The following is a 26,578-nucleotide window of genomic DNA, read 5'->3' as shown; positions in this document are numbered from 1 at the left end:
CGGTCGAGCGGTCCGGTCGTTGTCTTGTCGGCCGTCGCACCACGCACCAGGTGCGGTCGGCGGCTTGATAAGGATCGGGGTTCCGCGGCCGGGCGGGGGGTTGGACCCGGAGAAGGCCCGAACATCCAGTAGACAACGGTCTCCGAGCTCGCCGCCGACGAGACGGATCCGGTCCGAAGGGTGCTTCGGGCCTTTTCCGCGTCCCCCCAAATTTGGTGAAAGCGAGCCTGGCGTGGTTACCGAAGACGCCCGATCCACGGGCGACAACGCGCAGGCCGCCGCTCCGGCGGTCCGGCAACCCCCTCGAAGCTCGCTCCTCGGTCCCGCCCCGCGCGCCCTCGCGGCCGCGGCGGCGGGGCTGTGCCAACTGCTGTCCCTGCCCCCCTTCGGCCTGTGGTGGCTCGGGCCGATCGGCGCGGCACTGCTCACCCTGGCCGTCATGGGCGCCCGCGCGCGCCGCGCCGGGTGGTTGGGGCTGGTCTGCGGCGCGACACTGATGGTGCCCCTGATCCGCTGGCAGGACGTCTTCGGTGCGGACGTGTGGCTGGTCATCGCCGCCGCCGAGGCCGCCTACTTCGCCCCGATGGCAGCGGGCCTCGCCTGGGTCGCGCGGCTGCCGGGATGGCCGGTGTGGACCGCGGCGCTGTGGGTTGCGCAAGAGGCCGTGCGCGCCCGGTTCCCGCTGGGCGGCTTCCCCTGGGGCAAGCTCGCCTTCGCCCAGCCCGACCCCCCCTTCGCCGGTTACGCGGCCCTGGGCTCCTCTCCCCTGGCCACCTTCGCCGTGGCGCTGGTGGGCGGTCTGCTGCTGGCCGCGGCGCTGCGCCTGGTGCGCCGGCCGCGCCCCGCCCCGGCCGCCACCGCCGGCCTGCTCGCGGGCGCGGTGGCGCTTACCGGGGCCGGAGCGTTCCTGCCCGCGGCCACCGCACCCGCCGTCGACCACACCGCCACCGTCGCCCTCGTGCAGGGCAACGTGCCCGGGGTGGGCCGAATGAGCGTCCTGGGCGAGCGCATGGAGGTGCTGGAGAACCACGTCCAGGGCGTGCACCGGCTGGCCGACCGGGTCGAGGCCGGCGAGGTGCCCCGGCCCGACCTGGTGGTGCTGCCGGAGAACGCCAGCGACATCGACGCCTACGCCGACCCGGCCGCCGCCGAGATGATCAGCGAGGCCGCCCGCGACATCGACGCCCCGCTGCTGTTCGGCATCACCCGCTACAGCCGGGACGGCACTGAGCGCGAGGTCCGCAGCGTGGTGTGGGACCCCCGGGAGGGTCCGGGCGAGTACTACACCAAGCGCTACCTGGTGCCCTTCGGCGAATACGTCCCCTACCGCGCCTTCTTCACCCGCTTCGTCGAGCGGTTGGGCCAGATCGGCAGCGACGCGGTGCCGGGCACCGAGCCGGGGGCTCTGGAACTGGGCGGGACCACGCTGGCCACCGCCATCTGCTTCGACGTGGCCTTCGACCGGCCGGTGCGCGAGTCGGTGGCCGCAGGCGGCCAGATCATCGCCGTGCCCACGAACAACGCCAACTACAACTTCACCGGTCAATCCGATCAGCAGCTGGCCATCACCCGGCTGCGCGCGGTCGAGCACGGGCGCCCTGCCGTCGTGGCTTCCACCAGCGGCATCAGCGCCGTGATCAGCGCCGAGGGCGAGGTCGACTACCGCTCGCCCGAGGCCGAACCGGCGGCGCACGTGGCAGAGATCCCCGCCATGACCGGGCAGACCCCGGCCACCCGCCTGGGGGCGCTGCCCGAGGCCGCCCTGTGCGCTCTGGCGGTGGGCGCACTCGCCGCAGCCGCGGTCGGCCGCCGCAGGGCCCGCGTCCGAGGCACCGAGCAGGCGGGCCCCGGCAACGGCGCCGGAGCGGCGGAAGCGCCGGAGTGAGCCTGCGCGGCCGCGAGGGCCCTGCGGGGACGCACCGGCCGGGGTCGGCACCGCCGCGGCCCGCGCGGGAACGCTCAGCGCCGGTCAGGCGTTGACGTCAGAGGGAGACCTGCCGAGTCGAGGATGGTGCCCATGCCCCTGCTGATCGTCATCGCGTTGATGGCGCTGCCGTTCCTGGAAGTCTGGCTGATGATCATGGTCGGCCAGCAGATCGGCGTCGCCTGGACCATCGCGCTGCTGTTCGCGCTGAGCGCCGCGGGCGTGGCCGTGCTGCGCAGCGCCGGAACCAAGACCTTCCGTGAGGCGAACGAGGCCATGCGCACCGGCACGCCTCCGCAGGGAGGGCTGCTGGACACGCTGATGCTGATGGTCGGCGGCGTTCTGCTGCTCACGCCCGGGTTCGTCACCGCCGCCTTCGGCGCCGTGATGGCGCTGCCCTTCACCCGCCCGGCGCTGCGCTGGGCCTTCACCGCCTGGGCCGAGCGCCGCGTCAAGCGCATGCGCGACGCCGCCGAGGCCGAGTTCGTCGCCCGGGGCGGCCGCATCCCGCCCCAGCCCGGCGAGGAGAACGGCCGCGCGCCCAGCGGCGGCCGGGTCGTCCGCGGCCGCATCGTCGAGGACGAATGATCTCCGGCGGCCCGGACCGGTGGCGGCTGTCCGGCCGGGCCGGGAGTGCGGCGGTAGTGTTGCGGACGTGAACGACGACAAGCCGTGGAACTACCTCATGGACATGGACGGGGTCCTGGTGCACGAGGAGCACCTCATCCCCGGGGCCGATGTGTTCGTCTCGGAGCTGCGGGAGAACGGCATCGGCTACATGGTCCTGACGAACAACTCGATCTACACGCCCCGCGACCTGCGCGCCCGCCTTCGGCGCACCGGCCTGGACATTCCGGAGGAATCCATCTGGACCTCCGCCCTGGCCACCGCGCGGTTCCTCCGCGAGCAGCGGCCCGGCGGGTCGGCCTATGTGGTGGGGGAGTCGGGCCTGACCACCGCACTGCACAGCATCGGCTACGTGCTCACCGACCGCGACCCCGACTACGTGGTACTGGGCGAGACCCGCACCTACAGTTTCGAGGCGATCACCCGCGCGATCCGGCTGGTGGAAAGCGGTGCGCGGTTCATCGCGACCAACCCCGACGAGAAGGGGCCCAGCCGCGAGGGGTCGCTGCCGGCCACCGGCGCGGTGGCGGCGCTGATCGAGCGCGCGACAGGGCGCGCCCCGTACTACGTGGGCAAGCCCAACCCGCTGATGATGCGTTCGGCACTGCGGGCACTGGGCGCCCACTCCGAGAGCACGGTCATGATCGGCGACCGCATGGACACCGACGTGCGCTCAGGCCTGGAGGCGGGACTGCAGTCGCTGCTGGTGCTGTCGGGGATCTCCGGCCGCCAGACGGCCGAACTCTTCCCTTACCGCCCGACGAAGGTGCTCAACTCGGTCGCCGACCTCGTGGGCCACACCCGCAATCCCTTCGGCGAGCATACGATCGAGGACCAGGCTCAGCACGCCTGAGTCCTTCGCGGGTAGGAAGGCTCCGCGCATGCGAAGGGGCGGTCAGGCCCTCCCGCCTCCGCCCCTCGCGCGTGCTCGGCTTGTGCCGGTCCTCAGGCGCTGCGCCGTTCCTCGGCGATCGCCTCCATGTGCTCCTGCTCTTCCCTGCGACGCGACCGGAGCAGCTCCAAGCGCTCGTTGAGTACCTCCTCGAGGTCCTCCATGCTGCGGCGCTCCAGGAGCATGTCCCAGTGGGTTCGCGCGGGCTTGGCCTTCTTCTCCTGCGACTCCTTGCCGTCCACCATCAGCGCGGTCTCGCCGCAGAAGCGGCATTCCCAGTTCGTGGGGACCTCGGCCTCGGTCGCGAAGGTGATGGAGAAGCGATGACCCCGAGGGCAGTCGTAGGTGACCTCTTGGCGCGGTGCCAGGTCGGTGTTGCGGTCGTTCTCGTAGCTCGTCGCCCCGAGTCGTGTGCCGCGAAGTGCTCGCTCGGCCATCGGTTGCGTGCCTCCAGGCGCTCTTGCGGGATACATGGGTTTAACACGTCGATCCGTGTCAAGATTCCCCGCACATCGGTGATCCAACCGTGCGACAATGTCCGGTCGCCGGTGACCGGGACGCGCCGAACAGTAGTAGCCACAGGACACAGGCGTACAACGTCCCGCACACGGCGCGGTCGCGCCCTTGGTCCCCCGTGCGGTCTTGACACAATCTTTACCGTGCTCGATCGCGGCACCGGCACTCGCCGATGCCCGACCATGCGCGGATCAGCGGTCGCCGATCCGCCTGCTGCTCGCTTCGCCGACCGGTTTCCCGATCGGCTCTTGGACCAACACGCCGCCCCCGGCGGCGGATTCCATGCCGGGGGCGGCCACCGGTCCCCACGGCCGCCGACAGGGACGCTACCGCTCCCCGGCCGCGGCCGCACGACCGGCGTCGACGGCGGCGCCCTCAGGGCACGGGCTCCAGCAGCACGACCGGGATGTCGCGGTCGGTGCTCTTCTGGTACTCGTCGTACTGCGGCCACACCTCGGCCATGTAGGGCCACAGCCGGCTCTTCTCCCCGGGCGTGGCGGTGCGCGCCCGGGCGCGGAACTCCTCGGCCTTGACCTGCACCCGCACCTGCGGGTCGGCCTGCAGGTTCTTGTACCACTGCGGGTGGTCGGGGGCGCCGCCGTAGGAGGCGACGACCACGTAGGCGTCGCCGTCGGTGCGGTAGATCAGCGGCGTGCTGCGCGGCTCACCCGAGGTGCGCCCGGTCGTGGTGAGGATCAGCGTCGTGGTGCCGTTCCACTCGTGGCCCTCCTCGCCGCCGGTCGCGCGGTAGCGCTCGACGTGCTCCTTGCCGAAAAGCATGTGCTCCCCTTTCGCGCCGGGACCGCCCGGGGCGGACGGCGCCGGCGTCGTCTCGACCGGTCGGCCAGCATAGCCACCTGCGGCGACGGATTCGCCGGGCCGCACCGGCCGCCGCCGACGCGCTGTGGCCGCTTGACTCCGCGTGCGGCACACCCAATGATCGGTCAGTCGGCATCCGACCCGCCCCACGGTCACCCCCGCCGGGGCGGAGAACCCACCGAGGAGGTTGAACGGGTGATCCCCCGAACACCGCGAACGGCACCGTCCTGGCGCAGCGCCGCCGCAGCCCTGCTGACCGCGACCGCACTCCTGCTCACCGCGGCACCGGCGAGCGCGGACCCCGAACCCGCCGGCGGCGACCTCACCGACCGGCTGGAGGCCGTCCCGGGCCTGCGCATCATCGAGGAGATCGACACCGAACCGGGGTTCCGCTACTTCGTCCTGGGCTTCCAGCAGCCCGCCGACCACGACGACCCCGACGGCCAGAGCTTCGAGCAGCGGCTGACCCTGCTGCATCGCGGGTTCGACCGGCCCACCGTGCTGCACACCAGCGGATACAACGTCAGCGTCGGCGCCTTCCGCAGCGAGCCCACCCGCATCCTCGACGGCAACCAGATCTCCACCGAGCAGCGGTTCTTCGAGCCCTCCCGGCCCGACCCCGCCGACTGGGACGACTTGGACATCCGCCAGGCCGCCGCCGACCACCACCGCCTCGTCGAGGCGCTCGACGGCCTCTACGCCCAGGAGTGGATCTCCACCGGCGCCTCGAAGGGCGGCATGACCTCGGTCTACCACCGCCGCTTCTACCCCGGCGACGTCGACGGCACCGTCGCCTACGTCGCCCCCAACGACGTCCTCGACCATGAGGACCACGCCTACCGGAAGTTCTTCCGCACCGTGGGCGACGACCCCCAGTGCCAACAGGACCTGGAGGCCCTCCAGCGCGCCGCCCTCGAACGGCGCGGGGAGCTCGTGGACCACTACACCGATCTGGCCGAGCAGAACGACTGGACGTTCGACCGCACCATCGGCAGCGCCGACAAGGCCTTGGAGATGCTGGTACTCGACACCCCCTGGGCCTTCTGGCAGTACCAGCCCCACGCCGAGGCCTGCGGGGAGGTTCCCTCACCCGAGGCCTCCACCGAGGACCTGGCGGCGTACCTGGACGAGGTCGCGGGATTCGGCTTCTACACCGACCAGGGCACCCTGCCCTACACCCCCTACTACTTCCAGGCGGCCACCCAGCTGGGCACCCCCAGCGTGCCTACGGGCCACCTCGACGGCCTGCTGCGCTATCCCGGCCTTTTCCAGGCCCGCAGCTACCTGCCCGACGACATGGACGTGCCGCGCTTCGACCGGTGGGCCATGCCCGACATCGACCACTGGGTGACCCACCGCTCGGAGCGGATGCTCTTCGTCGACGGCGAGTACGACCCGTGGGGTGCCGAGCACTTCAGGGTCCGCGGTGGCAAGCGCGACACCATGCGCTTCGTCGCCCCGGCCGCCAACCACGGCGCCGACATCACCGCGCTGACCGACGAGGACCGCTCGAAGGCCACCGCGGCGCTGCGCCGCTGGGGCGGCGTCGGCGACGAACTCGCCACCATGGCCGACCGGATCCCCGAACTCGACGACGCCGGTGAGCGCCGGGAGAGGATCGAGCGCGGCTTCCGCTAGAGAAGGAGAGCGACCGCCCCCGGGGCGGGCGGGCTACGCGTCCCCGCCCGCCCCGATTCGGCGGGCGCCCCGTCAGACGGTCTCGGGCACCGTGTTGCCGGCGTCGCGGATGCCGCGGGAGACGCCGAGGAAGGCCAGCACCACGAAGCCCAGGACGAAGAACACCACCAGCGACAGGATCGCCAGCCGGTAGTCGCCGCCCGTGGCGTCCAGCGCCACGCCCAGCGCCAGCGACCCCAGCAGCGCCGATCCCTTGTCGCTGATCTCGTAGAGCCCGAAGTACTCGGCCTCTTTGCCGCGCGGGACCAGGTGGGAGAACATCGACCGCGACAGCGCCTGGGTGCCGCCCAGCACGATGGCGATGAAGAAGGCCAGGATGAAGAACTGCACCGCCGAGCCCTCGCTCAGCAGCGGCGCCACGGCCACTACCGCGATCCACACCACCAGGCTGCCGAGGATGGTGCGCTTGGTGCCCAGCCGGCGCCCGATCGCCCCCACCACCAGCGCGCCGCCGAAGGCCACGAACTGCACCATCAGAATGGCGCCGATCTGCACCTCCTGGCCCAGCCCCAGCGCCTGATCGGCGAAGGTCGCCGAGAACGCGATCACGGTCTGGATGCCGTCGTTGAACAGGATGTAGGCCACCAAGAACACCAGCGTGCGGGGGTAGGCGCCCAGGCTGCGCAGGGTGAACCAGAGCTGCACGAAACTGCCCGCCACCACGCGGGTGCTGCTCGCCCGGCCCGGCTCGGTGGGGCGGGTTCCCGTCAGCACTGTGCCGCGGTAGCGGTTGCGCAGCCGCGTCAGCGGGATCAGGGTGAACACCGCCCACCACACGCCCGCCGAGGCCATGGCGATGCGCACGGCGTGCCCCTGCTCCAGGCCGAAACTGTCGTGGAGCAGGTAGAGGACCAGGTGCAGGCTCAGCAGCAGCGCGCCGCCGAGGTATCCCAGCGCCCAGCCGCGCGAGGAGACGGTGTCGCGCTCATCGGGCGCGGCCAGGTCGGGCAGGAAGGAGTTGTAGACCACCACCGAGGCGCCGAGGACGAGGTTGGCGAGCACGAACAGGCCCGCGCCCAGCAGGTACTCGGTGCCGTCGACGAAGTACAGGCCCATGGTGGCGAAGGCCCCGATGTAGGCCAGCACGCCCATCAGCTCGCGCTTGCGTCCGGTGTAGTCGGCGATCGCCCCCACGGCCGGCAGCGCCACAAGCTGCAGCAGCACCGACAGGGAGGTGGCGTAGGGGTAGAGCGCGGTGGGGTCGATCATCCAGCCCAGCACGCTGATCCGGCCGCCGGGACCCGCCGCGTTCTGGGCCAGCGACGTCAGGTAGGGACCGAAGAAGACCGAGATGACCGAGGTGAAGAAAACCGAGTTCGCCCAGTCGTAGAAGTACCAGGCGCGGCGCTCGCGCCCCAGGTCGGCGGACGGGGCGGCGCCGGGCGGCGGGGAGGCCGGGGGAGTGGTGGTCATGGTCGGGTCCTTGTCCGGGGGCGGCGTGGTCGGGGCGGCTACCGGTCGCCGACCGGCCCGCCGCTGGAATCGTGCCAGGCGCCGCGCCGCCGCAGCACGCCGCGCAGGCCCTCGGTGTTGTCGGTGACGATCCCGTCGACGCCGGCGTCCAGTAGCCGTTCCATCACTGCGGTGTCGTTGATCGTCCACACGTGCACCTGGAGGCCGAGCCGGTGGGCGGTGGCGATCATGTCGCGGCTGACCAGCGGGATGGAGCTGTGGCTGAGCGGGATCTGCGCGCAGACCGGGACCGTCGGGGCCAGCGGGCGCAGCGGCCGAGCGAGTGAGGCCGCCCGCAGCCGGACGACCTCCAGCGGGCCGCACGACGTGGCCACCGGGCGGTCGAACAGTCGGCGGGCGTGGTCGATGCGCTTCTGATCGAAGGAGCCCACGCACACGCGGTCCCAGGCGGCGGTGCGGCGCAGGGCCTGCACCAGCGGGATCACGGCCTCCTCACCCTTGATGTCGATGTTCAGCCGCACCTCGGGCCAGGAACCCAGCAGGTCCTCCAGCAGCGGGATGGGCTCGCGTCCGGCGACGCGCGCCCGTGCCGCCTCGGCGTAGGGCAGGGCGGCGATGCGCCCGGTGCGGTCGGTGGCCCGGTCGAGAGTGGTGTCGTGGAAGGCCAGCAGGACGCCGTCGGCGGTGGAGTGCACGTCGGTCTCCAGATACCGGTACCCCAGGTCCACGGCGTGCTGAAAGGCGACGGCGGTGTTCTCCAGTGATGTGTCGACGGCTCCGGACGCGTCTTTGAGCCAGCCGCCGCGGTGGGCCAGCGCGATGGGTGCGGTCGCGTCGAGGTACCGGTGGGTCACCGAGTCTCCTCCGGGGACACCCCGCCTTCAGGCGGGGGACGAAACGGACTCCTGCGAAGCAGGGTAGTAGTCGGCGATACTCCTCACGGGGATCGTCGACCGGTCGCCGGAAGCATGCGAATGCATGTTCGAATTTCCGGGAGTATATCTTTCGCCGGTTCGGATGATAGCCAAGCCCGTTCCGGCTACCGCCGGGGTGGCGGGAAACGGCCTCTGGGCCCCTAAGCGCGGACAAGCGGAGCGTGCGGAGCTCGCGCAGGAGGGAGGGGGCCGGGTAAGACCGATGGGCGGTACTCCGTCCCTCGCCGTTGATTCGGGTCGGCAGTCGGCGACGAAGCAGAAAGCCCGGCCGTGAGGGGAGAATCTTCCTTCAGCAGGAGGAGGAGCCAACGCCGGCAGTAGGCCCGCCGCGGAGGCCTCGGGCCGTGCCCGGGCCTGCGCGCGGGAAGGCCGGCGCCGGGATCCGCTGCAGAAACCCGGCATTCCAGGTGGCATCGCGCCGGCGCCGCCGGCTCTGAGTCGGCGGCGGAACGGCCCGCGCCGTCCGCCCCCTCCGCGGGCGGCGCCCGCGGAGGAGACCGCACTCGTCGCGGAAGGGACGCAGCCTTGGCAGGTCACCAGATCGACACCGCCTCCTCCCACTCCTCCACCCCCGGCCGCCCCGCCGATCCGCCCGACCACCGCCCCCGCGGCTCCCGCGCTCCGGTGCGCCGGGCCCCGCACGTTCCGTCCCACCGGCCGCGTATCGGGCGCGGCCCCTCCCGCCCGCGCCCGGTGGCCTATCCGCACCGTCGCAGCCCCCAGCAGCTCTCGCGGTTCGCCCAGATCCTGGCCGAGGTGCTGGCGGGGGAGCGCCCGGTCCAGCAGGTGCGGCCGCTGCTGGGACGGCGCGCCTACGAGCTGCTGCTGCGCCGCGCCGGCTGCTACGCGGGCGCGCACCGTCCCCGGCTGCGCCGAACCGTGGTGCGCACGCCGGCGCCCGATGTCGCCGAGCTCAGCGCGGTGGTGGACTGCGGCGTGCGCTGCCGCGCGCTCGCGCTGCGGGTGGCCTACGCCCAGCACGCCTGGCTGTGCACGCACATCGAGACCGACCTGTGCCGGACGCCGGGGAGCTGAACCAGGGGACCGGGGCCCGCGCGGCGCGACCGCCGCGCGGGCCCCGGCGGTAGCTCTGGTAAGCGCCTTCCTTTAGTGTCGGGCAGGTCACGGGCCGGTGTTTCGGGGCGGAAACGGCGCACGCCCGGCCGGCGCGGCGCCGTCGGGGTGTCGGGGTGACCGGCGAAGGGGGCGAATGCGCCTCTGGCGTCGGAAAGCAGGTTAAAGTACCTTGGAAAGCGCTTTCTCAACCGAGTGATAGGACGACGCATGCAAGATCGGGTGCTGGCCGTCGCCATGAACGGCGTCACCGGCCGCATGGGCTATCGACAGCATTTGACGCGGTCGGTGCTGGCGATCAGGAAGGCCGGCGGAGTCGAGCTCCCCGACGGATCACGGGTGGTGCCCGAGCCCGTCCTCGTGGGCAGGTCCGCGGACAAGCTCCGGCGCATCGCCGAAGAGCACGGCATCGAGCGGTGGAGCACCGACCTCGACACCGTGCTCTCCGACCCCGGGATCGAGGCCTACTTCGACGCCCAGATCACCAGCGCACGCGAGGAGGCGCTGCGCTCGGCGATCGCGGCCGGCAAGCACATCTACACCGAGAAGCCCACCGCTTCCACCCTCGGCGCCGCTCTGGAGCTGGCCAAGCTCGCCCGCGACGCCGGGGTGTGCAACGGCGTCGTGCAGGACAAGCTGTTCCTGCCCGGCCTGATCAAACTGCGCAGGCTGCTGGAAAGCGGCTTCTTCGGCCGGGTGCTGTCCATCCGCGGCGAGTTCGGCTACTGGGTCTTCGAGGGCGGCTGGCAGGAGCCCCAGCGGCCCAGCTGGAACTACCGCGCCGAGGACGGCGGCGGCATCGTGCTGGACATGTTCCCGCACTGGCACTACATCATGGAGCAGCTCTTCGCCCCGGTGCGCGCGGTCACCGCCACCACCGCCACCCACATCGCCCGGCGCTGGGACGAGGACGGCAGCCCCTACGCCGCCACCGCCGAGGACGCCGCCTACGCCGTCTTCGAGCTCGAGGGCGGCATCACCGCCCAGATCAACTCCTCCTGGTGCGTGCGGGTCGACCGCGACGAACTCGTGGAGTTCCAGGTCGACGGCACCGAGGGCAGCGCCGTCGCCGGCCTGCGCAACTGCCGCATCCAGCACCGCGTGGCCACCCCGCGCGCGTTCTGGGACCCCGACGCCCCCGCCGACCGGGGCGGATACCGCGACCAGTGGGAGCACGTCCCCGACAACGCCGACTTCGACAACGGCTTCCGCGCCCAGTGGGAGCAGTTCATATCCCACGTCTGCGCGGGTACCCGCTTCCCCTACGACCTGCTCTCGGGCGCGCGGGGGCTGCAACTGGCCGAGGCCGGGCTGCGCTCGGCCTCCTCGGGTCACAGGGTCGAGCTGGAGGAGGTGGATCTGCCGTGAGCGGCCCGCCGCTGATGCTGCCGGCCGCCGACGGCCGGCTCCGCGAGTTCACGCCCCGCGGCGCACCCCCCGCCCCCGCGGCCGCCGACGCCCCGCCGCCGCGATCGCGCACCGCTTACGCCGCGGCCCACGTCGTCGCCGACCCGCTGGCCGGCAACGCCATCGGCGCCCCCGCCCGCCTGGACTGGGACGCCACCCTGGCCTTCCGGCACCACATCTGGGACCTGGGCCTGGGCGTGGCCGACGCCATGGACACCGCCCAGCGCGGCATGGGCCTGGACTGGCCCGCCACGGCCGAGCTGATCCGCCGCAGCGCGGCCGAGGCCGCCTCGCGCGGGGCCGCCGTGTGCTGCGGAGCCGGCACCGACCACCTCGAACCCGGCGCGGGCACGACGCCGAAGGAGGTCGAGGCCGCCTACACCGAGCAGCTGGAGACCGTCGAGGGCGCCGGCGCCACCCCCGTACTGATGGCCAGCCGCCACCTGGCCGCATGCGCCCGCGGACCCGCCGACTACGCCGCGGTCTACGGCAGGCTGCTGGAACAGGTGCGCGCCCCCGTCATCCTGCACTGGCTGGGGACCGCCTTCGATCCGGCGCTGGCCGGCTACTGGGGCCACGACGATCCGGCCGAGGCGATCGACACCGTCGCCGCCATCATCGCCGACCACGCCTCCCGCGTCGACGGCATCAAGGTGTCGCTGCTGGACGCCGAGCTGGAGGTGCGGCTGCGCGAGCGCCTGCCCGCGGGCGTGCGGCTCTACACCGGCGACGACTTCAACTACCCCGAACTCATCGAAGGCGACGCCGGGGGCCACTCCCACGCCCTGCTGGGCATCTTCGCCGCCATCGCCCCGGCCGCCGCGGCGGCACTGCGCGCGCTGGACGCCGGAGACACCGCGGGCTACAGAACGGTGCTGGAGCCCACCGTCCCCCTGGCCCGCCACATCTTCGCGGCGCCCACGTACTACTACAAGACCGGGATCGCGTTCTTGAGCTGGCTCAACGGCCATCAGCCCGGCTTCACGATGGTCGGGGGCCTGCACAGCGCCCGCGACCTGGTGCACCTGTCGGAGGCGCTGCGCCTGGCCGACGCCGCAGGGGTCCTCACCGACCCCGACCTGGCCGTCACGCGGATGCGCGCTCTGCTGGAGATCTCGGGGGTGCGGTGATGGAGGCGGCAGGAGCGAACAGCGGCCCGGCCGCGCCCACCGCCGTCGACGTCCCCTCCGGCGCGCCCGCGGGGGCCGCCCCGGAGCCCGGGGACCCGCGGCTGGCCCGGCTGTCGATCAATCAGAAGACCGTCAACCAGTGGAGCCTGCCCAAGGCCGTCGACGGCTGCCTGCGGGCCGGCATCGGCGCCATCGGGCTGTGGCGCGAACCCGCCGCCGAGACCGGTATCGCCCGTTCGGCCCGGCTGGTGCGCGAGGCAGGGCTGCGGGTGTCCTCCTACTGCCGCGGCGGCTTCCTCACCGGCTACGACCGCACGGCGGCGCTGGAGGACAACCGCCGGGCCGTGGACGAGGCCGCCGAACTCGGCGCGCCCTGCCTGGTGATGGTGGTCGGCGGGCTGCCCGAAGGCGACCGCGACCTCGTCGGCGCCCGCGAGCGCATGGCCGAGGCGATCGCCGAGCTGGCGCCCTATGCCGCCGAGCGCGGCGTCTGCCTCGCGCTTGAAGCCCTGCACCCGATGTTCTGCGCCGACCGGGCCGTGCTGTCGACCCTGGGCCAGGCGCTCGACATCGCCGAGCGCTTCCCCGTCGGCCAGGTCGGCGTGGTCGTCGACACCTACCACGTGTGGTGGGACCCCCGCGTCCACAGGGAGATCGCCCGGGCCGGCGAGCGCATCGCCGTCTTCCAGGTCTGCGACTGGGTGCTGCCGCTGCCGGCCGACCCGCTGCTGGGCCGGGGCATGGTCGGCGACGGACACGCCGACATCCCCGCCCTGCACCGGGCCGTGGACGCCGCGGGCTATACCGGCGACATCGAGGTGGAGATCTTCAACGCCGACGTGTGGGCCGCCGACCCCGACGCGGTGCTGGCCACCGCGGCCCGCCGCCACGTCCGCCACCTGGCCTGAGGGCCGGGCCCACAGACCCTGCGCGGGCGGGCGAACCGGCCCTGAGCCCGCCCGCGCAGGCCGTGCACCCCAACCCGCCACGTATCGGACACACCCGGCCCGCCTCGGGCCGCCGACCCCCACGGAGGGCCCATGGAGTTCGACGGAATCCTGTTCTTTCCCCTGACCCCCTTCGACGCGGACGGCAGGCTGGACGCCGGCGCCCTGGAGCGCCACGTCGCCTCCGGGCTCGACCACGGCGCCGGCGGGGTTTTCGCCGCCTGCGGCACCGGCGAGATCCACGCCCTCTCGGCCGCCGAGCACGCCCGGGCGGTGGGCACCGCCGTGAGCGCGGTCCGCGGCGCCGTACCCGTGATCGCCGGTGCGGGCGGAAGCGTCGCAACGGCAGTCGAGCAAGCGGCCGCCGCCCGCGAGCAGGGCGCCGACGGCATCCTGCTGCTACCGCCCTACCTGGTCTCCGGCCCACAGAGCGGACTGGTGGACTACATCCGCACCGTCACCGAGGCGGTGGACCTCCCCGCCATCGTCTACCAGCGCTCGACCATGGTGCTCACGCCCGCCACCGCCGCCGAGACCGCCGCACTGCCCGGCGTCGTCGGCATCAAGGACGGCGTGGGCGACGTCGACAGGATGGCCCGCATCGTCGCCGAAGTCCGGCGGGTGCACGGGGAGGGCTTCACCTTCTTCAACGGGCTGCCCACCGCCGAGGTCACCGTGCCCGCCTACGCCGCCGTCGGGGTGCCGCTGTACTCCTCGGCCGCCTTCGCGTTCGCCCCCGAGGTCGCCACCGCCTTCTACCGCGCCTTCCACGCCGGCGACCCGCTCGCCGAGCGGCTGCTGGAGGTCTTCTACCGGCCGCTGGTGGCCCTGCGCGACCGGGCACCGGGCTACGCGGTCTCGCTGATCAAGGCAGGCGCGCGGCTGCGCGGTGCCGAGGTCGGCGGGGTGCGTCCGCCCTTCACCGACCCCACCGAGGCCGAGACCGCCGAGCTGGCCGCGATCCTGGAGGCCGGCCTGACCGCGGTGAAGGAGGCCGGCAGCGCGTGAGTACCCCCCGTTCCGCCGGCGCCGACACCATCGCCGGGCTCAGCGCCGAGATCCGCTCGCTGCCGCTGAACCGCGCTTGGGACGGCGGCGTCACCCACAACCACCTCGTGCTGGTGCGCGTGTCCACCGAGCAGGGCGCGGTGGGAACCGGGTTCGCCTGGACCCCGCGCGTGGGCGCCGGGGCCGTGCGCTCCCTGGTGGCCGACGACTGCCCGGCGGCGCTGGTGGGCCGTGCGCCCGACCCCGGGCCGCGCTGGGAGGACCTGTCCCGCCACCTCGCCGAGGTCGGAAGCGGGGGCCTTGCGGCGATGGCCGCGGGCGCCGTCGACATCGCCCTGTGGGACCTCCGGGCCCGCGCGGCCGGGGCGAGCCTGGTGGAGTCGATCGGGCGGCGCCGCGACCGGGTGCGCGCCTACGGCAGCGGCGTCAACCTCGACTACGGCCTTGAGGAGCTGGTGGAGCAGGTGCGCGGCTTCGTCGCCGCCGGCCACACCGCGGTCAAGATGAAGGTGGGCTCCGCCGATCTCGAGCGCGACGTCGAGCGCGTCGCGCGGGTGCGCGAGCTGCTGGGGCCGGGCGGTCGGCTGATGATCGACGCCAACCAGCGCTGGGATCTGCCCGCGGCGGTGCGGGCGATGCGCGAGCTGGAGCGGTTCGACCCCTACTGGATCGAGGAGCCGCTGCCGGCCGACGACCTGGCGGCCCACGCCGAACTGGGCCGCAGGAGCGCCGTTCCCATCGCGATCGGCGAGAACCTGCGCACGGTCCGCGAGTTCGCCGCCGCGCTGGATGCGGGGGTGTGCCATATCGCCCAGCCCAACGCGGTGCGCATCGGCGGCATCACCCCCTTCCTCCGGGTGGCCGCCCTGGCGGACGCGCGCAGCGTCCCGGTGGCCCCGCACCTGCTGCCCGAGCTGTCCACCCAGCTGGGGCTGTGCGTGCCGCGGGCGGAGATGGTCGAGGACATCGACCGCGGGTCGCTGGCCGCGTTGGGAGCCCTGGCCGAGCCGAGCGGGGTGGGGATCGAGGACGGATGGGCGCACGCCCGGACGGGACCCGGCCACGGCTTGGAGTTCGCCCCCGCGCCGGACTGAGACACGAGCCCGCGCCCTCAGCGCTGGAGAAGGCACCCCGGCGACGCCGGTCACCTGCACACGCCCGCCTCCACCGTCCACCGCGTCCAGCTCGGTCCGTGTGCTCGCCTGCCCCCGTTGACCCTTCTATGTCAAGCGGCGAGGTGGTGCTCGACCGCGGCATGGGCCCACCTCGCCCGGTCCCGGACCATGGCCCGATAGATCACGTCGACCAGATGGCGTTTCAGGACCCGGTAGGCGCCCCGCTTTCCCTTGGTCGGCTCCAACCGCTCCACCAGGGCTCCGGCCCCGGGATGGCGCTGCTTCTGCACCACCGCGGCGATGTGGATCACACAGTTGAGGCGCCGGTTGCCGCCCCGGCACAGCCGATGGCGGTCCCGCCCCGAGGAGGACACCGGGATCGGAGCGCACCCGGTGTGGGCCGCGAGCTTGGCCGCGGTGGGAAACCGGGTGATATCGCCGATCTCGCCCAACAGCACCGCGGCCGAGACCGGCCCGATGCCCGGGATAGCCAGCAGGTGCGGGGCCAACGGCTCCACCGCGCGGGCGATGTCGCGCTCCAGTGCGGCGATGAGCGCGCTCAGCTCGGCCACCTCGGCCAACAGCCCGGTGAAGACCGCGTGGACACGGGCCGGCAGGGCGGCCTCCTCCAGCGCCGCCTGCAGCGCGGCGCGCCCCTTGGCCCGCGTCAGGTCGGCGGGGGTGTGATCGAACCAGGTGTGGATCCAGGCCCTGAGCCGGTTGCATGCCTGGGTGCGGCGCTGGACCGCGTCGGCGCGACGGTCGGCCATCAGCCGCAGTTCGCGGATCGGCTCGTCGATGCGGTGGGGCGCCAGGTCGCATTCGGCCACGGCGGCCCGGGCCACGGCCGCGGCATCGATGGCGTCGGACTTGGCGCCGGTGCGGTTGTGCAGGCGGCGGTGGGCGGCCATGGCCCGGGCGGGCACCCATACCACCCTCTGGCCGGCCAGCAGCAGCGCGTCGGCCAGGGGGCGGGCCAGGCCGCGCCCGTCCTCCAGCGCCCAGAGCACCTCCGCGGCCTCGCCCGCGTTGCGGCGGGCCCAGTCCAGCAGGGCGGGCAGGTCTGCGGCGCCGGCGGTCTTGTGCACGGGGTCGATGCGCCGACCGGCCGCATCGACGGCCGCGGCGTAGCAGACGCGCTTGTGGGGGTCGATGCCGACTGTCACCATAGGCGTGTCCTGTCTCCTCGTCTGTGCAGGTGACGGGGCCAGGTGCCCGGGTCCGGCGGGCGGGGGACATATCTATTGCGGGCGGTGCAGCCTTCTATCAGGTCACCCCGGTCGCCGGGCCTGGGCCCGGGGCGCCGGTGGACAGGTCAACGCGATGTCACGTGGACAGATCTTGTAAGAGTCACTCCGGCGCCCCGCCCGCGGTGGTTCCCGTCGAAACCGCCTCGGACATCACCATGGTGAACCAATAGATCTTGTACCTACGGTCACTGTGAGCGATCACATGTGCCCGTAGGTACAAGATCAACGCTGATGCGGGCGATAGAGCGGGGCGAACCGGGCGAATCACCCCGCCGGAGCCCGTATCGCGGAAGAAGCGCGGCGGGTTCACCCCCGGCGCGCCCCGGGGGCGGCATCAGGCGTGCACGGCCCGGCACCAGTACCGCTCCCAGCACCGGCCCGAACCACCCGCAGCCCTCGCCGCCCCGTCAGGCGCCCGGCCATCCGCCCACCGCAACCGGCGGACGCCGGCCCGAACCATCCACCGGCCGCGTTACCGACCTCCCGGAACATCACACCTAGGCGTCGGCCGGCGGGGCCGTGCTCGCGCGTACGACGACCTCGCCCGAGACCGGGACCGTGCGCGGCTCGGTGTGCTCGTCGTCGTCCAGGGCGAGGCGGGCGGCCTCCTCGCCCATCCACTCCAGCGGCAGGCGCACCGTCGTCAGGCCGGGGGTGAGGTCGCGCAGCGTGGGGATGTCGTCGAAGCCGGCCACCGACATGTCCCGGGGCACCTGAAGGCCGCCGTCGCGCAGGGCCGCGACGGCTCCGGTGGCCATGACGTCGTTGACGGCGAACAGGCAGGTGGCGTCGGTCTCGGCGGACAGCAGGCGGCGTGTGGACTCGTAGCCGCCGTCGCGGGTGAACGCGCCGTGCACCACGTTGCGCGGGTCCAGCTCGATGCCCGCAGCCGACAGCGCCGAGTGGAAGCCGTCGAGGCGGTCGCGGGCGGTGCGCAGGTTGTTGGGCCCGGCCAGCAGCGCGAAGCGGCGGTGGCCCAAACCGATCAGGTGCCGGGCGAGCTCGGCCGCGCCGTCGCGGTTGCTGGGCACCACGGTGTCGGCGGGCAGGCCCTCCTGGGACACGCAGGCGATGCGCCCGCCGCGCGCGCCGAGGGCGGTGATCTCGTCGGCCAGCCGCCGGGTGGTCTCCTCCTCGATGGTGCGGCTGCCCGCCAGGACGACCGCGCGGGCGCGGTGCGAGCGCAGCGTTGCCAAAAGCTCCAGCTCGCGCTGGGGAGTGCGGCCGGTGGTGCCCAGAACCACGACCAGCCCCTCGTCCTCGGCGGTGCGGGTGACGCCCGAGGCGATGCTGGAGAAGTAGGGGTCGGCGATGTCGTGCACGATCAGCCCGACCAGCGAACTGGTGTTGCGGGCGAGGGTCTGGGCCGAGGCGTTGGCGAGGTAGCCCAGTTCGTGGGCGCTGGCGGTGACGCGCTCGTGCAGGGAGCGTCCGACGTGGCGGGTACTGCCGTTGAGGACCCGTGAGGCGGTGGCCAGGGAGACGCCGGCGTGCCGGGCGACCTGTTCCAATGTCACATATCCGCTGCCCACGGCTTCACCTTTCGCCCCGAGGTCGGGAAAACATTTTCCGCAGTTCGATCATAAGCGTGCGCGCAAACCCGTCACCAGCCGCATCCGCGGCGGGGCACGGTGAAACCCGACACGCCGAGGAGGGTCCGGCGGGCGTGCCGGGCCGCCGTGCCGGCGCGCGCGCTAGCCGTCGTCGGAAACCGCTTCCACCAGCTCGTCGCGCCAGGTCCGCTGCGGGCGCCAGCCTAGCCGCTCGGCCGCGAGTGCGGAGCTGAACGCCGCGCGTCGGCCGGTGAGGCCTGCCGCGGCCTCGGCGGTGCCCGGGTGGAATCGGGGCAGCAGCTCGGCCAGCGGCTCCAGGGCGAGGGCGTCCTCGGCGATGGCGTGGTAGACGTCGCCGCTGCGGGCGAGTTCGGGGCGCTCGACGAGCAGGGCGAACAGCTCGGCGGCGTCGCGGGCGTCGATGTAGTTGAACAGCGCGACAGCCGACAGCTCCGGGTCGCGCAGCCGCTCGGCCACCGTGTGCCCCTGCTGAGTGGTCGCACCGGCCCACTCCTCGGGCGCGATGACATAGCCGGGGCGCACGCAGGCCAGGGTGCATCCGGAGGCCTCGGCGCGGGCGAGTGTACGCGCGGTCTCCTCGATGATCACCTTGCTCAGGCCGTAGGAGTGGCGGGGCGCAGGGGGATGGCTCTCGTCCAGCGGCAGGTAGCGGGGGCGCCAGGCGGGTGTGCCGTAGCCGAAGACGGTCGGGCTGGAGGCGGCCACGGCCGCGCGGGCGCCGTGGCGGGCGGCCGCGGAAAGCACGCCCCAGGCCAGGCGGGTGTTGATGTCGAGGATCTCGGTGTCGGGGCGGGCGAAGGGCACCGCGACGCCGGCGAGGTGGACGACGCCCTCGGGGCGCACCTGGGCGAACAGGTCGTCGCGCGCGGTCTCGTCGAGCAGGTCCACCGTATGGGAGCGGACACCGTCCTCCGAGGCCGCGTGCGCCAGGTCTGCGGAGGAGACGTCGTGGCTGCGGGCCGCCAGCGCCGCGACCACGCTGCGGCCGAGTCGGCCCGAGCCACCGGTGACGAGGATGCGCATGGCCGTCCTGTTCTAGCCGTCGGGCGGGTGTGGGGGCGAGTGCGGTGTGGGGACGCCGCGGACGGGGGCGCGCCCGTGTGCGCATCCGGTGGCACGTCGCGCATCGGAAAGCGCTTACCGTTCAGCTTTGCATGTCAGGCCTCCGCAGTCAATGGCGGGCGCCGCCGCGGGAGGTGCGCCCGCCGTGTCCCTCCGCCCGGAGAACGTCGCAGGCCGCGGTTACGCCGAGCCCTCCCGCCGGTACGGACCCGGCCGCCCCGGCGGCGCGCGCCGGCACGGCGGGCGCCGAGGAGATCGGCCCGGGATGGGAGTACTGCCTCGACATGCGCGGCGGCCGTGGCCGGCACCCACCGTCCCGCGTTCAAGGACCACCACCCCGCCCGGCGCACGTACTTCGCCGGCCTCGCACGGCGGCGCTGAGCAGGGAGTCGGCCGCGGGGTTCAGACCGCCGAGTGCTGTTCCGGCTCCGGTGCGCCCAGGCGGGCCCGGGCGGTCTCCACCAGGTCGGCCAGGCCGTCGGGGGAGGGGTGGCCGTCGGAGACCAGGGTGACGATGCGGCGCTCCAGCACTGAGCGGGCCGCGAGGTGCATCGGGTGCCTCCAGGCCAGGGAGCCGCCTACCCCCGGGTACTCCTCGGCGCGCACGAACCACGGGTCGCCGACGGCGCCCGCGGCGGCGAACACCAGGCTCCACCGCTCACCCGAGTCGGCGGTGCCCTGCAGCGCCAGCCAGGGGGCGAGCGAGCCGTGCAGCGCGTCCTCGCCTTCGGCGCCGGGCCCCAGCACCCGCGGCGGCTCGGCGTGCCGGGGGGCGCGCCAGAAGAACCCGCCGTAGCCGGCCCCCGGGCGGCCCTTGGTCGCCGGGCTGTTGATCTCCAGGTCGTGCTCGCCGGCCAGCAGACGGGTGTGCAGATCCAGCGCCCACGTGTGCCCGTCCACCTCCCAGGCGGCGCTCTCGCGGACCTCGCCGAGCAGTTCGGCGCCGTCGCGGCCCACCCACGCGATCCGCTCCACCAGCCGGGTGTCCCCGGCCGCGTCCCAGCCGCGGTGCTCCTGGCGTCCGTGGTTGTCCAGCAGGACCGGGCCGCGGTCGCGGACGAAGGTCGTGCCGCCCCAGAAGCTGCTTCCGTTGACGTCGGGCACGGTCACGCCCACGCCCAGGTGGTGCAGATGGTCCTCGGGACCGACCTCGGTGACGGCGGTGCCCGCCAGGGTGCGCACCGGGTGCAGATAGGGCCGCGGGGACAGCCGGGGCTCGACGTCGGTGCCGCTGTTCCACTCGGCGGCGACCACGCCCCGACAGCGCAGCACCACGGCGTGCTCGCCATGCGCGTCTCCGGGGCCGCCGCTGTTCGAATGGTCCGCCTCTGCCATGGGTCCCTGCACGCTTTCCCTCCACTGCGTTGCGCCGCTGTTCCTCCGGGGCCGCCGCCCCTCGGCCGCCCGTAGTAAGGGCCTACCCGGCCGACGGACCTCTTCTCCTGCCGGGCGCCGAATCGGACCGCGTCAGCCGGTATCGCCGCCGCGGTCGGGGACCGCCGCGGGGTGGGACCCCGGCCCGGCCCCGCCGGGCACCGCCCAGGGCGCCGCCAGCTCGGAGAACAGCGCGACCCGTTCGGCGCTCAGTGCGACCAGGTCGTCGACGCCGTCCACGACCCGGTGCACGCCGTCGTCCGCACTGGTCACACGCTGCATCCCGGCGGGGATCGGCACGGGGTCGGGGGCCCGGCGCACCGCGTCGAGCACCGCCATGAAGCCGGCGGTCTCCTCGGGCGGTACCAGCAGCGGGGCGTCGCCGCGCACGTGGTCGACCAGGTTGCGCAGCAGGTCGGTGCGCGGGTGGACGCTGGTCCGGGGCTCGGCTCCGGGGCGCTCCAGGCGGACCTCGTCGAGCGTGTAGAACAGCGTGATGCGCCCGGCGTCGCCGTGGACGACCAGCCGCGGCGGACGGGAGGTGGCCGCGCAGAGGGTCACCGCGATACTGATCGGGACACCGCCGGGGGTGTGCAGGCGCAGGCAGGAGGTGTCGTCGCTCTCGATGTCGTGGGCGTGGAAGAGTTCCAGCTCGATGTCGTCGGCGACCTCGCGCTGCGCGCCGGCCACGGCCAGGGCGGTGGCCACCGCGTGCGCGAACGGGTTGGTCAGGGCGCCGTCCACGACGTCCACACCGCCGAGGCTGCGCCGGCCCGCCCATTCGGCGCGGGCGTAGTAGTGCGAGGTGCGTACCCAGGTGCCCGCGCCCCCGATGCCGCGGACCTCGCCGACGGCCCCGTCGGCGATCAGGGACCGCACCGCTTCGATGGCGCCCGAACCCAGACTCTGGAACCCGATCTGGCACGCGGGTCCCGAGGCGGCCACCGCCTCGCGCAGCGCGTGGAACTCCGCGGCCGTGGCCGTGGGCGGTTTCTCCAGCAGCAGATGGGAGCCCGCGTCCAGCGCCGTGCGGGCGAGGGCGAGGTGGGTGTGGATCGGCGTGCACAAAATCGTGACCGCGGCCCCCGTGCGCCGCAGCAGCGCGTCGAGGTCGGTGTCCTGCTCGGCTCCGGGGTGGGCGGCGAGGTCGGACTCGGGCAGGGGGGTCCGGTCGCAGACACCGGCCAGCCGGACCAGTCCCTCCTCGGCGAGCCCCCCTATGTTGCGCAGGTGCGAACGCCCGTGCCCGTGGGCGCCGGCGAGCACGACCGGAACGGGGGATTCACTCATGGAGCCTGCCTTCTTCGCGTACGTCGTTCCGGTCCGGACCGGGGGCGGACGGGGGCCGAAGGATGGGGGAGAGCGGCGGAGAATGCGGCGAGCGGTACCGAGTCCACGACCCCCTTCGCTTGTCGGCGGTGCCCGCGGCACCTTGGAAAGCGCTTGCCAAGTCAATTTAGGCAGCCCACCGGCCGATGTCAACGCCGCTCGGTGCCGGTCGCGCGGACTCGGGCGCCGTCGTCGCCGCCCGCGAGCGCTCCCCGCGGGCGGTCGGCATCCGGCCACGGCCCGGTGACCGGTGGCCATCACCGGTCAGACGGCGATCGGCCTGCCGCCGCGCAGCCTGTCGTCCTGGCGGTCCCCGCACTGCCGCCCGCCTTCCGGTCGGTCGGGAACCTCCTGGTTTCGGTCCATGTTCGGCACGCCCGGCGGCGCGCTTGCGCGGGTGGCCTCGGATATCGCCGGATCGCCCGCGAACCGGCGGATCTCGGGACTCTCGGGGGAGGGCGGAGGCCGTCTGTACCCGATACGATCATGCCCCCGGGGGCAAGGATTTTCGGATAGGCGAGTGAGAGGCGGCACGGTGTGCCCGGACAGACCGGAGCGAGCGGCCCGCAGTTCGATCACGGAGATACGGCGGTCGTCGCGGTGGAGGGCGAGATCGACATCGCGACGGCCGACGACATGCGCGACAGGATGCTCGCGGCGGCGGGCGAGCCGGGGATCGCGGTGCTGATCGCGGACCTCTCGGGGATCGACTTCTTCGACGCGAGCGGCGTTCGCGCACTGATGGGGGTGCGCCGCCGCCTCGATGCGCGCGGTGTGCGGATGGTACTGGGAGGGCCCTCCGCCGCCGTCGTCCGCACGCTCGACGTGCTGGGCCTGGTCGGCTCATTCGCCGTCCTCCCGTCGGCGGAACTGCCGTTCAGCGCCCGCTCGGCGGTTCGGCACTGACGCCACCGCGACCGGAACCGTCCACGGCGTCCGAGTCGCCCCGGTCCGCGGCCGCCGACCCGCCGCGCTTCGACCCTTCCCGCGTGCCGCCGCCGGCCGACCGCTCGGCAGCGGGCTCCGCCAGGAACTGGGCCAGCAGTCCGGGCACCGCTTCGTCCGCGAGCCGCACGCCCGCGCCGAGCGCGACGTCCGGGGCGGAATACCGTCCGGGCCCCGCCGCGGTCGTGGCGGTCAGAGTCGCCAGCCCCGCTGGGCGCTGCAACGGCGAGCGGGAGATGCGCCAGCCGATGATCCCGTCGCGCCGCAGCGCCACCGTGGTCCGGACGAGCGCGCCGGTTCGGGTGACGAGATAGCCGGGCAGTACCGCGTGTCCGAGCCCCCGGTAGGCCGACACCGCCCAGGGAACCAGCAGCAGCGCGCCCGCCAGGGCACCTGCCAGGGCACCCGCCGCCGACACCGCGGCCGTTTCGGCGGCGGCGAAGCCGCGCGTCCCGGTGGGCAGCCACGGCAGCGCCGCGAGGGCCCACTGCGTCGGCGGTGCAAGACCAGCACCGGTCGCGGCCGCGGCGGCCGTGCCCGCCAGGGCACGGGTGATGCGCCGGCGCAGGGCCGCGCGCGGGTGGGGCCGCAGCGGCGCGGCCGCGGGCGACTCGGTTTCGCGCACGACCTCGGCGCTGAGCGCGAGCGCGCGCCGCCGCGGCAGGTCCGGCGAGAGCGCGTTGCGCGGCACCGGGTCTCCGCGTCCGCCCTCGGAGTCCAGGCCGGTGGCCACCGCCCGGACACGCGCCGCGCCGAACCAGCGCTGCGGCAGCGGCCGGCGTACCTCCACGCCGCGCAGTCTCCGTTCCTCCAGCGACAGCGAGGTGTTGGTGATCAGTCCGCGCCGCAGCCGCAGCGTGCCGTCGGGCTCGCGGTCCAGGCGGTAGCCCCACCACGCCTCCACCTGAACGGCGGCGGCCGCGGCCGCCCCGACGAGCAGGACCGCCAGCACGCCGGGCAGCAGGAGCAGCGGCCGGGCCGCGATCTGGCCGGCGACGCCGGCGACGACCGCGTCGGCCCGGTCCCGGCCGAACCAGCTCAGCACATTGAGCGCGGCTCCGACGGCGGCGACGCCCAGCGCGGGTGTGGCGCCCGACACCAGGGCGAAGCCGAACCAGACCGGGCGCAGCCGCGCCAGCTCGCGTGCCGTTCCCGCGCCGACCGCGTCTTCCTGCCCGTACCCGCCGCCGGCCGCGTACGCCGGGGCGCGCAGCAGCAGTTGCGCGCGCAGCCGCTCTCCCTCGGCCCGCCCGGTGTAGCGCAGCCGGATCTCCGTGCTTCCGGCACCCGCCTGTTCGGCGGTGCCGACGCTGAGGCCGCACAGCCCCAGCGGCCGCATCCAGATCGGTACGACCACGTCCACGCTGCGGATGCGGTCGCGCGGGACCGAGCGGTGCGAGGTCGCCACGACGCCCGTGCGGATCTCCAGGCGTTCGCCGGCGACTCGGTAGCGGGTCCGGCTCCAACGCAGCGCCTCGACGGCGGTGGGCACCGCCACGCACACGGCGCCGCCGAGCAGGATCAGCGCCGCCCAGGGCCAGGGCGCACCGACGAGGCGCACCACGACGGCTCCCACGGCCGCCCCGGGGACGAAGACCGCGCCCAGTGCCAGCGCGCACGCCCAGACGGTGAGGGGGCTCAGCCGCCGCCAGCCGGCATCGCGGCCGGGAGCCGCATCGTCCGCGCTCATGTCGCGTCTCCCTCCGTGTTGTGGGCGGCTTCGGTCAGCTCCGCGGCCACGCTCCGGGCCCGATCGCCGTCGATGCCCTTGATGGAGATCGGTCCGGCGGCCGAGGCGGTGGTGACCACGACGTCGGCCAGCCGGAAGAGCCGCTGCAGCGGGCCGCGCTGGGTGTCGACGGTCTGGACGCGCGACATGGGCGCCACCCGCCATTCCTGCCACAGCCAGCCCGAGGCGGTGTAGACGGCGGTGTCGGTGACCTCCCAGCGGTGCACCCGGAAGCGCCATTGGGGCACGACGGCCGCAGTGGCCAGCCCGGCGCCGCCCAGTGCGGCCGCCGCCCACCACAGGGCGGTGGTCAGTACCTCCGGCGGTGTGCCGAGTGCGGGCACGGCCAGGGCCGCGAGTGCCGGCGCGCCCGCGGCGAGGGCGGTGCCGGACAGAATGCGGGTACTCCACCAGACGACGGCGCGGCGGGCGACGCGGTGGCGGGGCGGACGCAGGACGGTTGCGGACGGGGCGGATCGGGTGGTTGTCATGGCCCGGATCCCCTCTCGTGTGGTGGTCCGATGCGATGGCTCAAAAAAGTGATATCACAATGATAGTATGAGACAGGCATCGAACGAAGGAAAGGGGGCGTCGCCGATGACGCCGTCCGAATCCCCCGCAGCAGGCGCCGGCGTCCGGATGCCCGCGCCCAAGTACCGGGAGCGCCTTGCGCCGCAGCTGCCCGGCCTGCCCGTGGCGGGCGCCTGCCTGCTCGCGCTGGTCGCGGCCGTGGCCGCGGTCGTCGCCGGCGTCGGCTCGGGTTCGCCGCCGCTGCTGGCGGCCGGGGCGGTCCTGGCGGCCGTCGCGATCGTGGCCGCGGCCGGGCTCACCGTGGTCGCCCCCAACCAGGCCCGCGTCCTGCAGTTCCTGGGCCGCTACGTCGGCACGGTGCGCGTCGACGGCCTTCGCTGGGTCAACCCCCTGACGACGCGCCGGCAGATCTCCACGCGCATCCGCAACCACGAGACCTCGGTGCTGAAGGTCAACGACGCCGGCGGCAGTCCCATCGAGATCGCCGCGGTGGTGGTCTGGCAGGTCCAGGACACCGCCCAGGCGGTCTTCGAGGTCGACGACTTCGTGGAGTTCGTCTCCATCCAGACCGATACGGCCGTGCGGCGGATCGCCAACGACTACCCCTACGACGCGGCGGGCGACGAGCGGATGTCGCTGCGCGACAACGCCGAGGAGATCACCGAGCGCCTGTCGGCGGAGATCGCCGAGCGTGTGGAGTCGGCGGGCGTGCGTATCGTCGAGTCGCGCATCACCCACCTGGCCTACGCTCAGGAGATCGCCCAGGCCATGCTGCAGCGCCAGCAGGCAGGCGCCGTCGTGGCCGCCCGCCGGCAGATCGTCGAGGGAGCGGTGGGCATGGTCGACGCGGCGCTGGCCCGCCTGGCCGAACGCGACGTCGTCGAACTCGACGAGGAGCGCAAGGCGACGATGGTCAGCAACCTGCTCGTGGTGCTGTGCTCGGACCGTCCCGCGACCCCGGTGGTCAACACCGGATCCCTGTACCAGTAGCCGACGCCTGGAGCACCGTGGCTGAGCGCAAGAAGATCCTGCTCCGGCTGGATCCGGCCGTGCACGACGCGCTGGCCCGGTGGGCCGGCGACGAGCTGCGCAGCACCAACGCCCAGATCGAGTTCCTGCTGCGCCGCGCGCTCGCCGACGCGGGCCGACTGCCCCGCGATGCCAAGGGCCTGCCCCGCCGCGGGCGCCCGCCCCGGCCCCGGCACGACGAGGAGGCGGGCGGCTCGGACGGGGCCGAGGGCGGCCGCGACGGGGGCGTCGCAGAGGAGTGACCGGTCGT

24 protein-coding genes are annotated in these 26,578 nt (G+C 73.7%); 13 read left to right on the top strand and 11 right to left on the bottom strand.

Going from position 1 to position 26,578, the window contains the following annotated elements; all coding sequences use genetic code 11:
* Positions 1-232 precede the first annotated feature (232 nt).
* The 3 genes from lnt to LP52_RS10415 all read left to right on the top strand — a co-directional run bounded on the left by lnt (position 233) and on the right by LP52_RS10415 (position 3,404).
* Positions 233-1,885, top strand: a complete 1,653-nt coding sequence (lnt, locus tag LP52_RS10425) for an apolipoprotein N-acyltransferase (RefSeq protein ID WP_084723098.1) — start codon at positions 233-235, stop codon at positions 1,883-1,885.
* A gap of 132 nt (positions 1,886-2,017) precedes the next feature.
* The gene (locus tag LP52_RS10420; protein WP_040272809.1) at positions 2,018-2,512 is read left to right on the top strand and encodes an FxsA family protein; all 495 of its coding nucleotides are present in this window, start codon (positions 2,018-2,020) and stop codon (positions 2,510-2,512) included.
* Between the two features lie 97 nt (positions 2,513-2,609).
* Positions 2,610-3,404 (top strand): HAD-IIA family hydrolase, encoded by a 795-nt coding sequence (locus LP52_RS10415; RefSeq protein WP_193789977.1) that lies wholly within the window; start codon positions 2,610-2,612, stop codon positions 3,402-3,404.
* Positions 3,405-3,496: 92 nt separating this feature from the next.
* Here LP52_RS10415 and LP52_RS10410 read toward each other — a convergent pair whose 3' ends face one another.
* Both LP52_RS10410 and LP52_RS10405 read right to left on the bottom strand, forming a co-directional pair.
* Entirely contained in the window at positions 3,497-3,880 is a 384-nt protein-coding gene (locus LP52_RS10410) for an RNA polymerase-binding protein RbpA (protein WP_040272807.1), read from the bottom strand.
* A gap of 454 nt (positions 3,881-4,334) precedes the next feature.
* On the bottom strand, positions 4,335-4,739 hold the full coding sequence (locus tag LP52_RS10405) for a nitroreductase family deazaflavin-dependent oxidoreductase (protein WP_040272805.1): 405 nt from the start codon (positions 4,737-4,739) through the stop codon (positions 4,335-4,337).
* Positions 4,740-4,973: 234 nt separating this feature from the next.
* Between LP52_RS10405 and LP52_RS10400 the strand changes: the two genes are divergently transcribed.
* Complete coding sequence (locus LP52_RS10400; RefSeq protein WP_202966092.1) at positions 4,974-6,416, top strand: S28 family serine protease; 1,443 nt, start codon at positions 4,974-4,976, stop codon at positions 6,414-6,416.
* 72 nt (positions 6,417-6,488) lie between these two features.
* On the opposite strand, the gene LP52_RS10395 is transcribed toward LP52_RS10400, so the two are convergent.
* Both LP52_RS10395 and LP52_RS10390 read right to left on the bottom strand, forming a co-directional pair.
* Complete coding sequence (locus tag LP52_RS10395; RefSeq protein ID WP_040272804.1) at positions 6,489-7,889, bottom strand: MFS transporter; 1,401 nt, start codon at positions 7,887-7,889, stop codon at positions 6,489-6,491.
* 38 nt (positions 7,890-7,927) lie between these two features.
* On the bottom strand, positions 7,928-8,743 hold the full coding sequence (locus LP52_RS10390; protein ID WP_193789976.1) for a glycerophosphodiester phosphodiesterase: 816 nt from the start codon (positions 8,741-8,743) through the stop codon (positions 7,928-7,930).
* A gap of 606 nt (positions 8,744-9,349) precedes the next feature.
* Between LP52_RS10390 and LP52_RS10385 the strand changes: the two genes are divergently transcribed.
* The 6 genes from LP52_RS10385 to LP52_RS10360 all read left to right on the top strand — a co-directional run bounded on the left by LP52_RS10385 (position 9,350) and on the right by LP52_RS10360 (position 15,484).
* Entirely contained in the window at positions 9,350-9,859 is a 510-nt protein-coding gene (locus LP52_RS10385; RefSeq protein WP_238580839.1) for an Rv3235 family protein, read from the top strand.
* 249 nt (positions 9,860-10,108) lie between these two features.
* The gene (locus tag LP52_RS10380; protein ID WP_040272802.1) at positions 10,109-11,266 is read left to right on the top strand and encodes a Gfo/Idh/MocA family protein; all 1,158 of its coding nucleotides are present in this window, start codon (positions 10,109-10,111) and stop codon (positions 11,264-11,266) included.
* A 14-nt stretch (positions 11,267-11,280) separates the two neighbouring features.
* Positions 11,281-12,435, top strand: a complete 1,155-nt coding sequence (locus tag LP52_RS10375; protein WP_040272958.1) for a dihydrodipicolinate synthase family protein — start codon at positions 11,281-11,283, stop codon at positions 12,433-12,435.
* Positions 12,435-13,343: a sugar phosphate isomerase/epimerase family protein gene (locus LP52_RS10370; RefSeq protein ID WP_040272800.1), complete on the top strand. Its 909-nt coding sequence runs from the start codon at positions 12,435-12,437 to the stop codon at positions 13,341-13,343. The genes LP52_RS10375 and LP52_RS10370 overlap by 1 nt, the downstream gene beginning before the upstream one ends.
* Before the next feature lie 132 nt (positions 13,344-13,475).
* Positions 13,476-14,390: a 5-dehydro-4-deoxyglucarate dehydratase gene (locus tag LP52_RS10365; protein WP_040272799.1), complete on the top strand. Its 915-nt coding sequence runs from the start codon at positions 13,476-13,478 to the stop codon at positions 14,388-14,390.
* Entirely contained in the window at positions 14,387-15,484 is a 1,098-nt protein-coding gene (locus LP52_RS10360) for a mandelate racemase/muconate lactonizing enzyme family protein (protein WP_394298197.1), read from the top strand. The genes LP52_RS10365 and LP52_RS10360 overlap by 4 nt, the downstream gene beginning before the upstream one ends.
* Before the next feature lie 131 nt (positions 15,485-15,615).
* Here LP52_RS10360 and LP52_RS10355 read toward each other — a convergent pair whose 3' ends face one another.
* The 5 genes from LP52_RS10355 to LP52_RS10335 form a co-directional block, all read right to left on the bottom strand.
* The gene (locus LP52_RS10355; RefSeq protein ID WP_040272797.1) at positions 15,616-16,674 is read right to left on the bottom strand and encodes an IS110 family RNA-guided transposase; all 1,059 of its coding nucleotides are present in this window, start codon (positions 16,672-16,674) and stop codon (positions 15,616-15,618) included.
* A 578-nt stretch (positions 16,675-17,252) separates the two neighbouring features.
* The gene (locus LP52_RS10350) at positions 17,253-18,287 is read right to left on the bottom strand and encodes a LacI family DNA-binding transcriptional regulator (RefSeq protein ID WP_040272796.1); all 1,035 of its coding nucleotides are present in this window, start codon (positions 18,285-18,287) and stop codon (positions 17,253-17,255) included.
* A 162-nt stretch (positions 18,288-18,449) separates the two neighbouring features.
* The gene (locus LP52_RS10345; RefSeq protein WP_040272795.1) at positions 18,450-19,352 is read right to left on the bottom strand and encodes an NAD-dependent epimerase/dehydratase family protein; all 903 of its coding nucleotides are present in this window, start codon (positions 19,350-19,352) and stop codon (positions 18,450-18,452) included.
* A gap of 441 nt (positions 19,353-19,793) precedes the next feature.
* Positions 19,794-20,726, bottom strand: a complete 933-nt coding sequence (locus LP52_RS10340) for a DUF6807 domain-containing protein (protein ID WP_084723096.1) — start codon at positions 20,724-20,726, stop codon at positions 19,794-19,796.
* Positions 20,727-20,858: 132 nt separating this feature from the next.
* Entirely contained in the window at positions 20,859-22,055 is a 1,197-nt protein-coding gene (locus LP52_RS10335; RefSeq protein WP_040272794.1) for a Gfo/Idh/MocA family protein, read from the bottom strand.
* Positions 22,056-22,631: 576 nt separating this feature from the next.
* Here LP52_RS10335 and LP52_RS10330 point away from each other — a divergent pair.
* Positions 22,632-23,000: an STAS domain-containing protein gene (locus LP52_RS10330; protein ID WP_052809693.1), complete on the top strand. Its 369-nt coding sequence runs from the start codon at positions 22,632-22,634 to the stop codon at positions 22,998-23,000.
* Here LP52_RS10330 and LP52_RS10325 read toward each other — a convergent pair.
* A complete protein-coding gene (locus tag LP52_RS10325; protein ID WP_052809692.1) occupies positions 22,972-24,729 on the bottom strand; it encodes a PH domain-containing protein in 1,758 nt (585 codons plus the stop codon). The genes LP52_RS10330 and LP52_RS10325 overlap by 29 nt on opposite strands.
* Positions 24,726-25,259 (bottom strand): PH domain-containing protein, encoded by a 534-nt coding sequence (locus LP52_RS10320; protein ID WP_052809691.1) that lies wholly within the window; start codon positions 25,257-25,259, stop codon positions 24,726-24,728. Before LP52_RS10320 ends, LP52_RS10325 begins: the two co-directional genes overlap by 4 nt.
* A 106-nt stretch (positions 25,260-25,365) precedes the next feature.
* Here LP52_RS10320 and LP52_RS10315 point away from each other — a divergent pair, with 106 nt between their 5' ends.
* The gene (locus LP52_RS10315; protein ID WP_040272792.1) at positions 25,366-26,289 is read left to right on the top strand and encodes an SPFH domain-containing protein; all 924 of its coding nucleotides are present in this window, start codon (positions 25,366-25,368) and stop codon (positions 26,287-26,289) included.
* 17 nt (positions 26,290-26,306) lie between these two features.
* Entirely contained in the window at positions 26,307-26,570 is a 264-nt protein-coding gene (locus tag LP52_RS10310) for a hypothetical protein (RefSeq protein ID WP_040272791.1), read from the top strand.
* Positions 26,571-26,578 lie beyond the last annotated feature (8 nt).

The organism is Streptomonospora alba, from assembly GCF_000826685.1.
Classification (GTDB): Bacteria; Actinomycetota; Actinomycetes; order Streptosporangiales; family Streptosporangiaceae; genus Streptomonospora; species Streptomonospora alba.
Note: the sequence above shows the minus strand (reverse complement) of the source record. Positions and strands in the feature narration are given on the sequence as shown.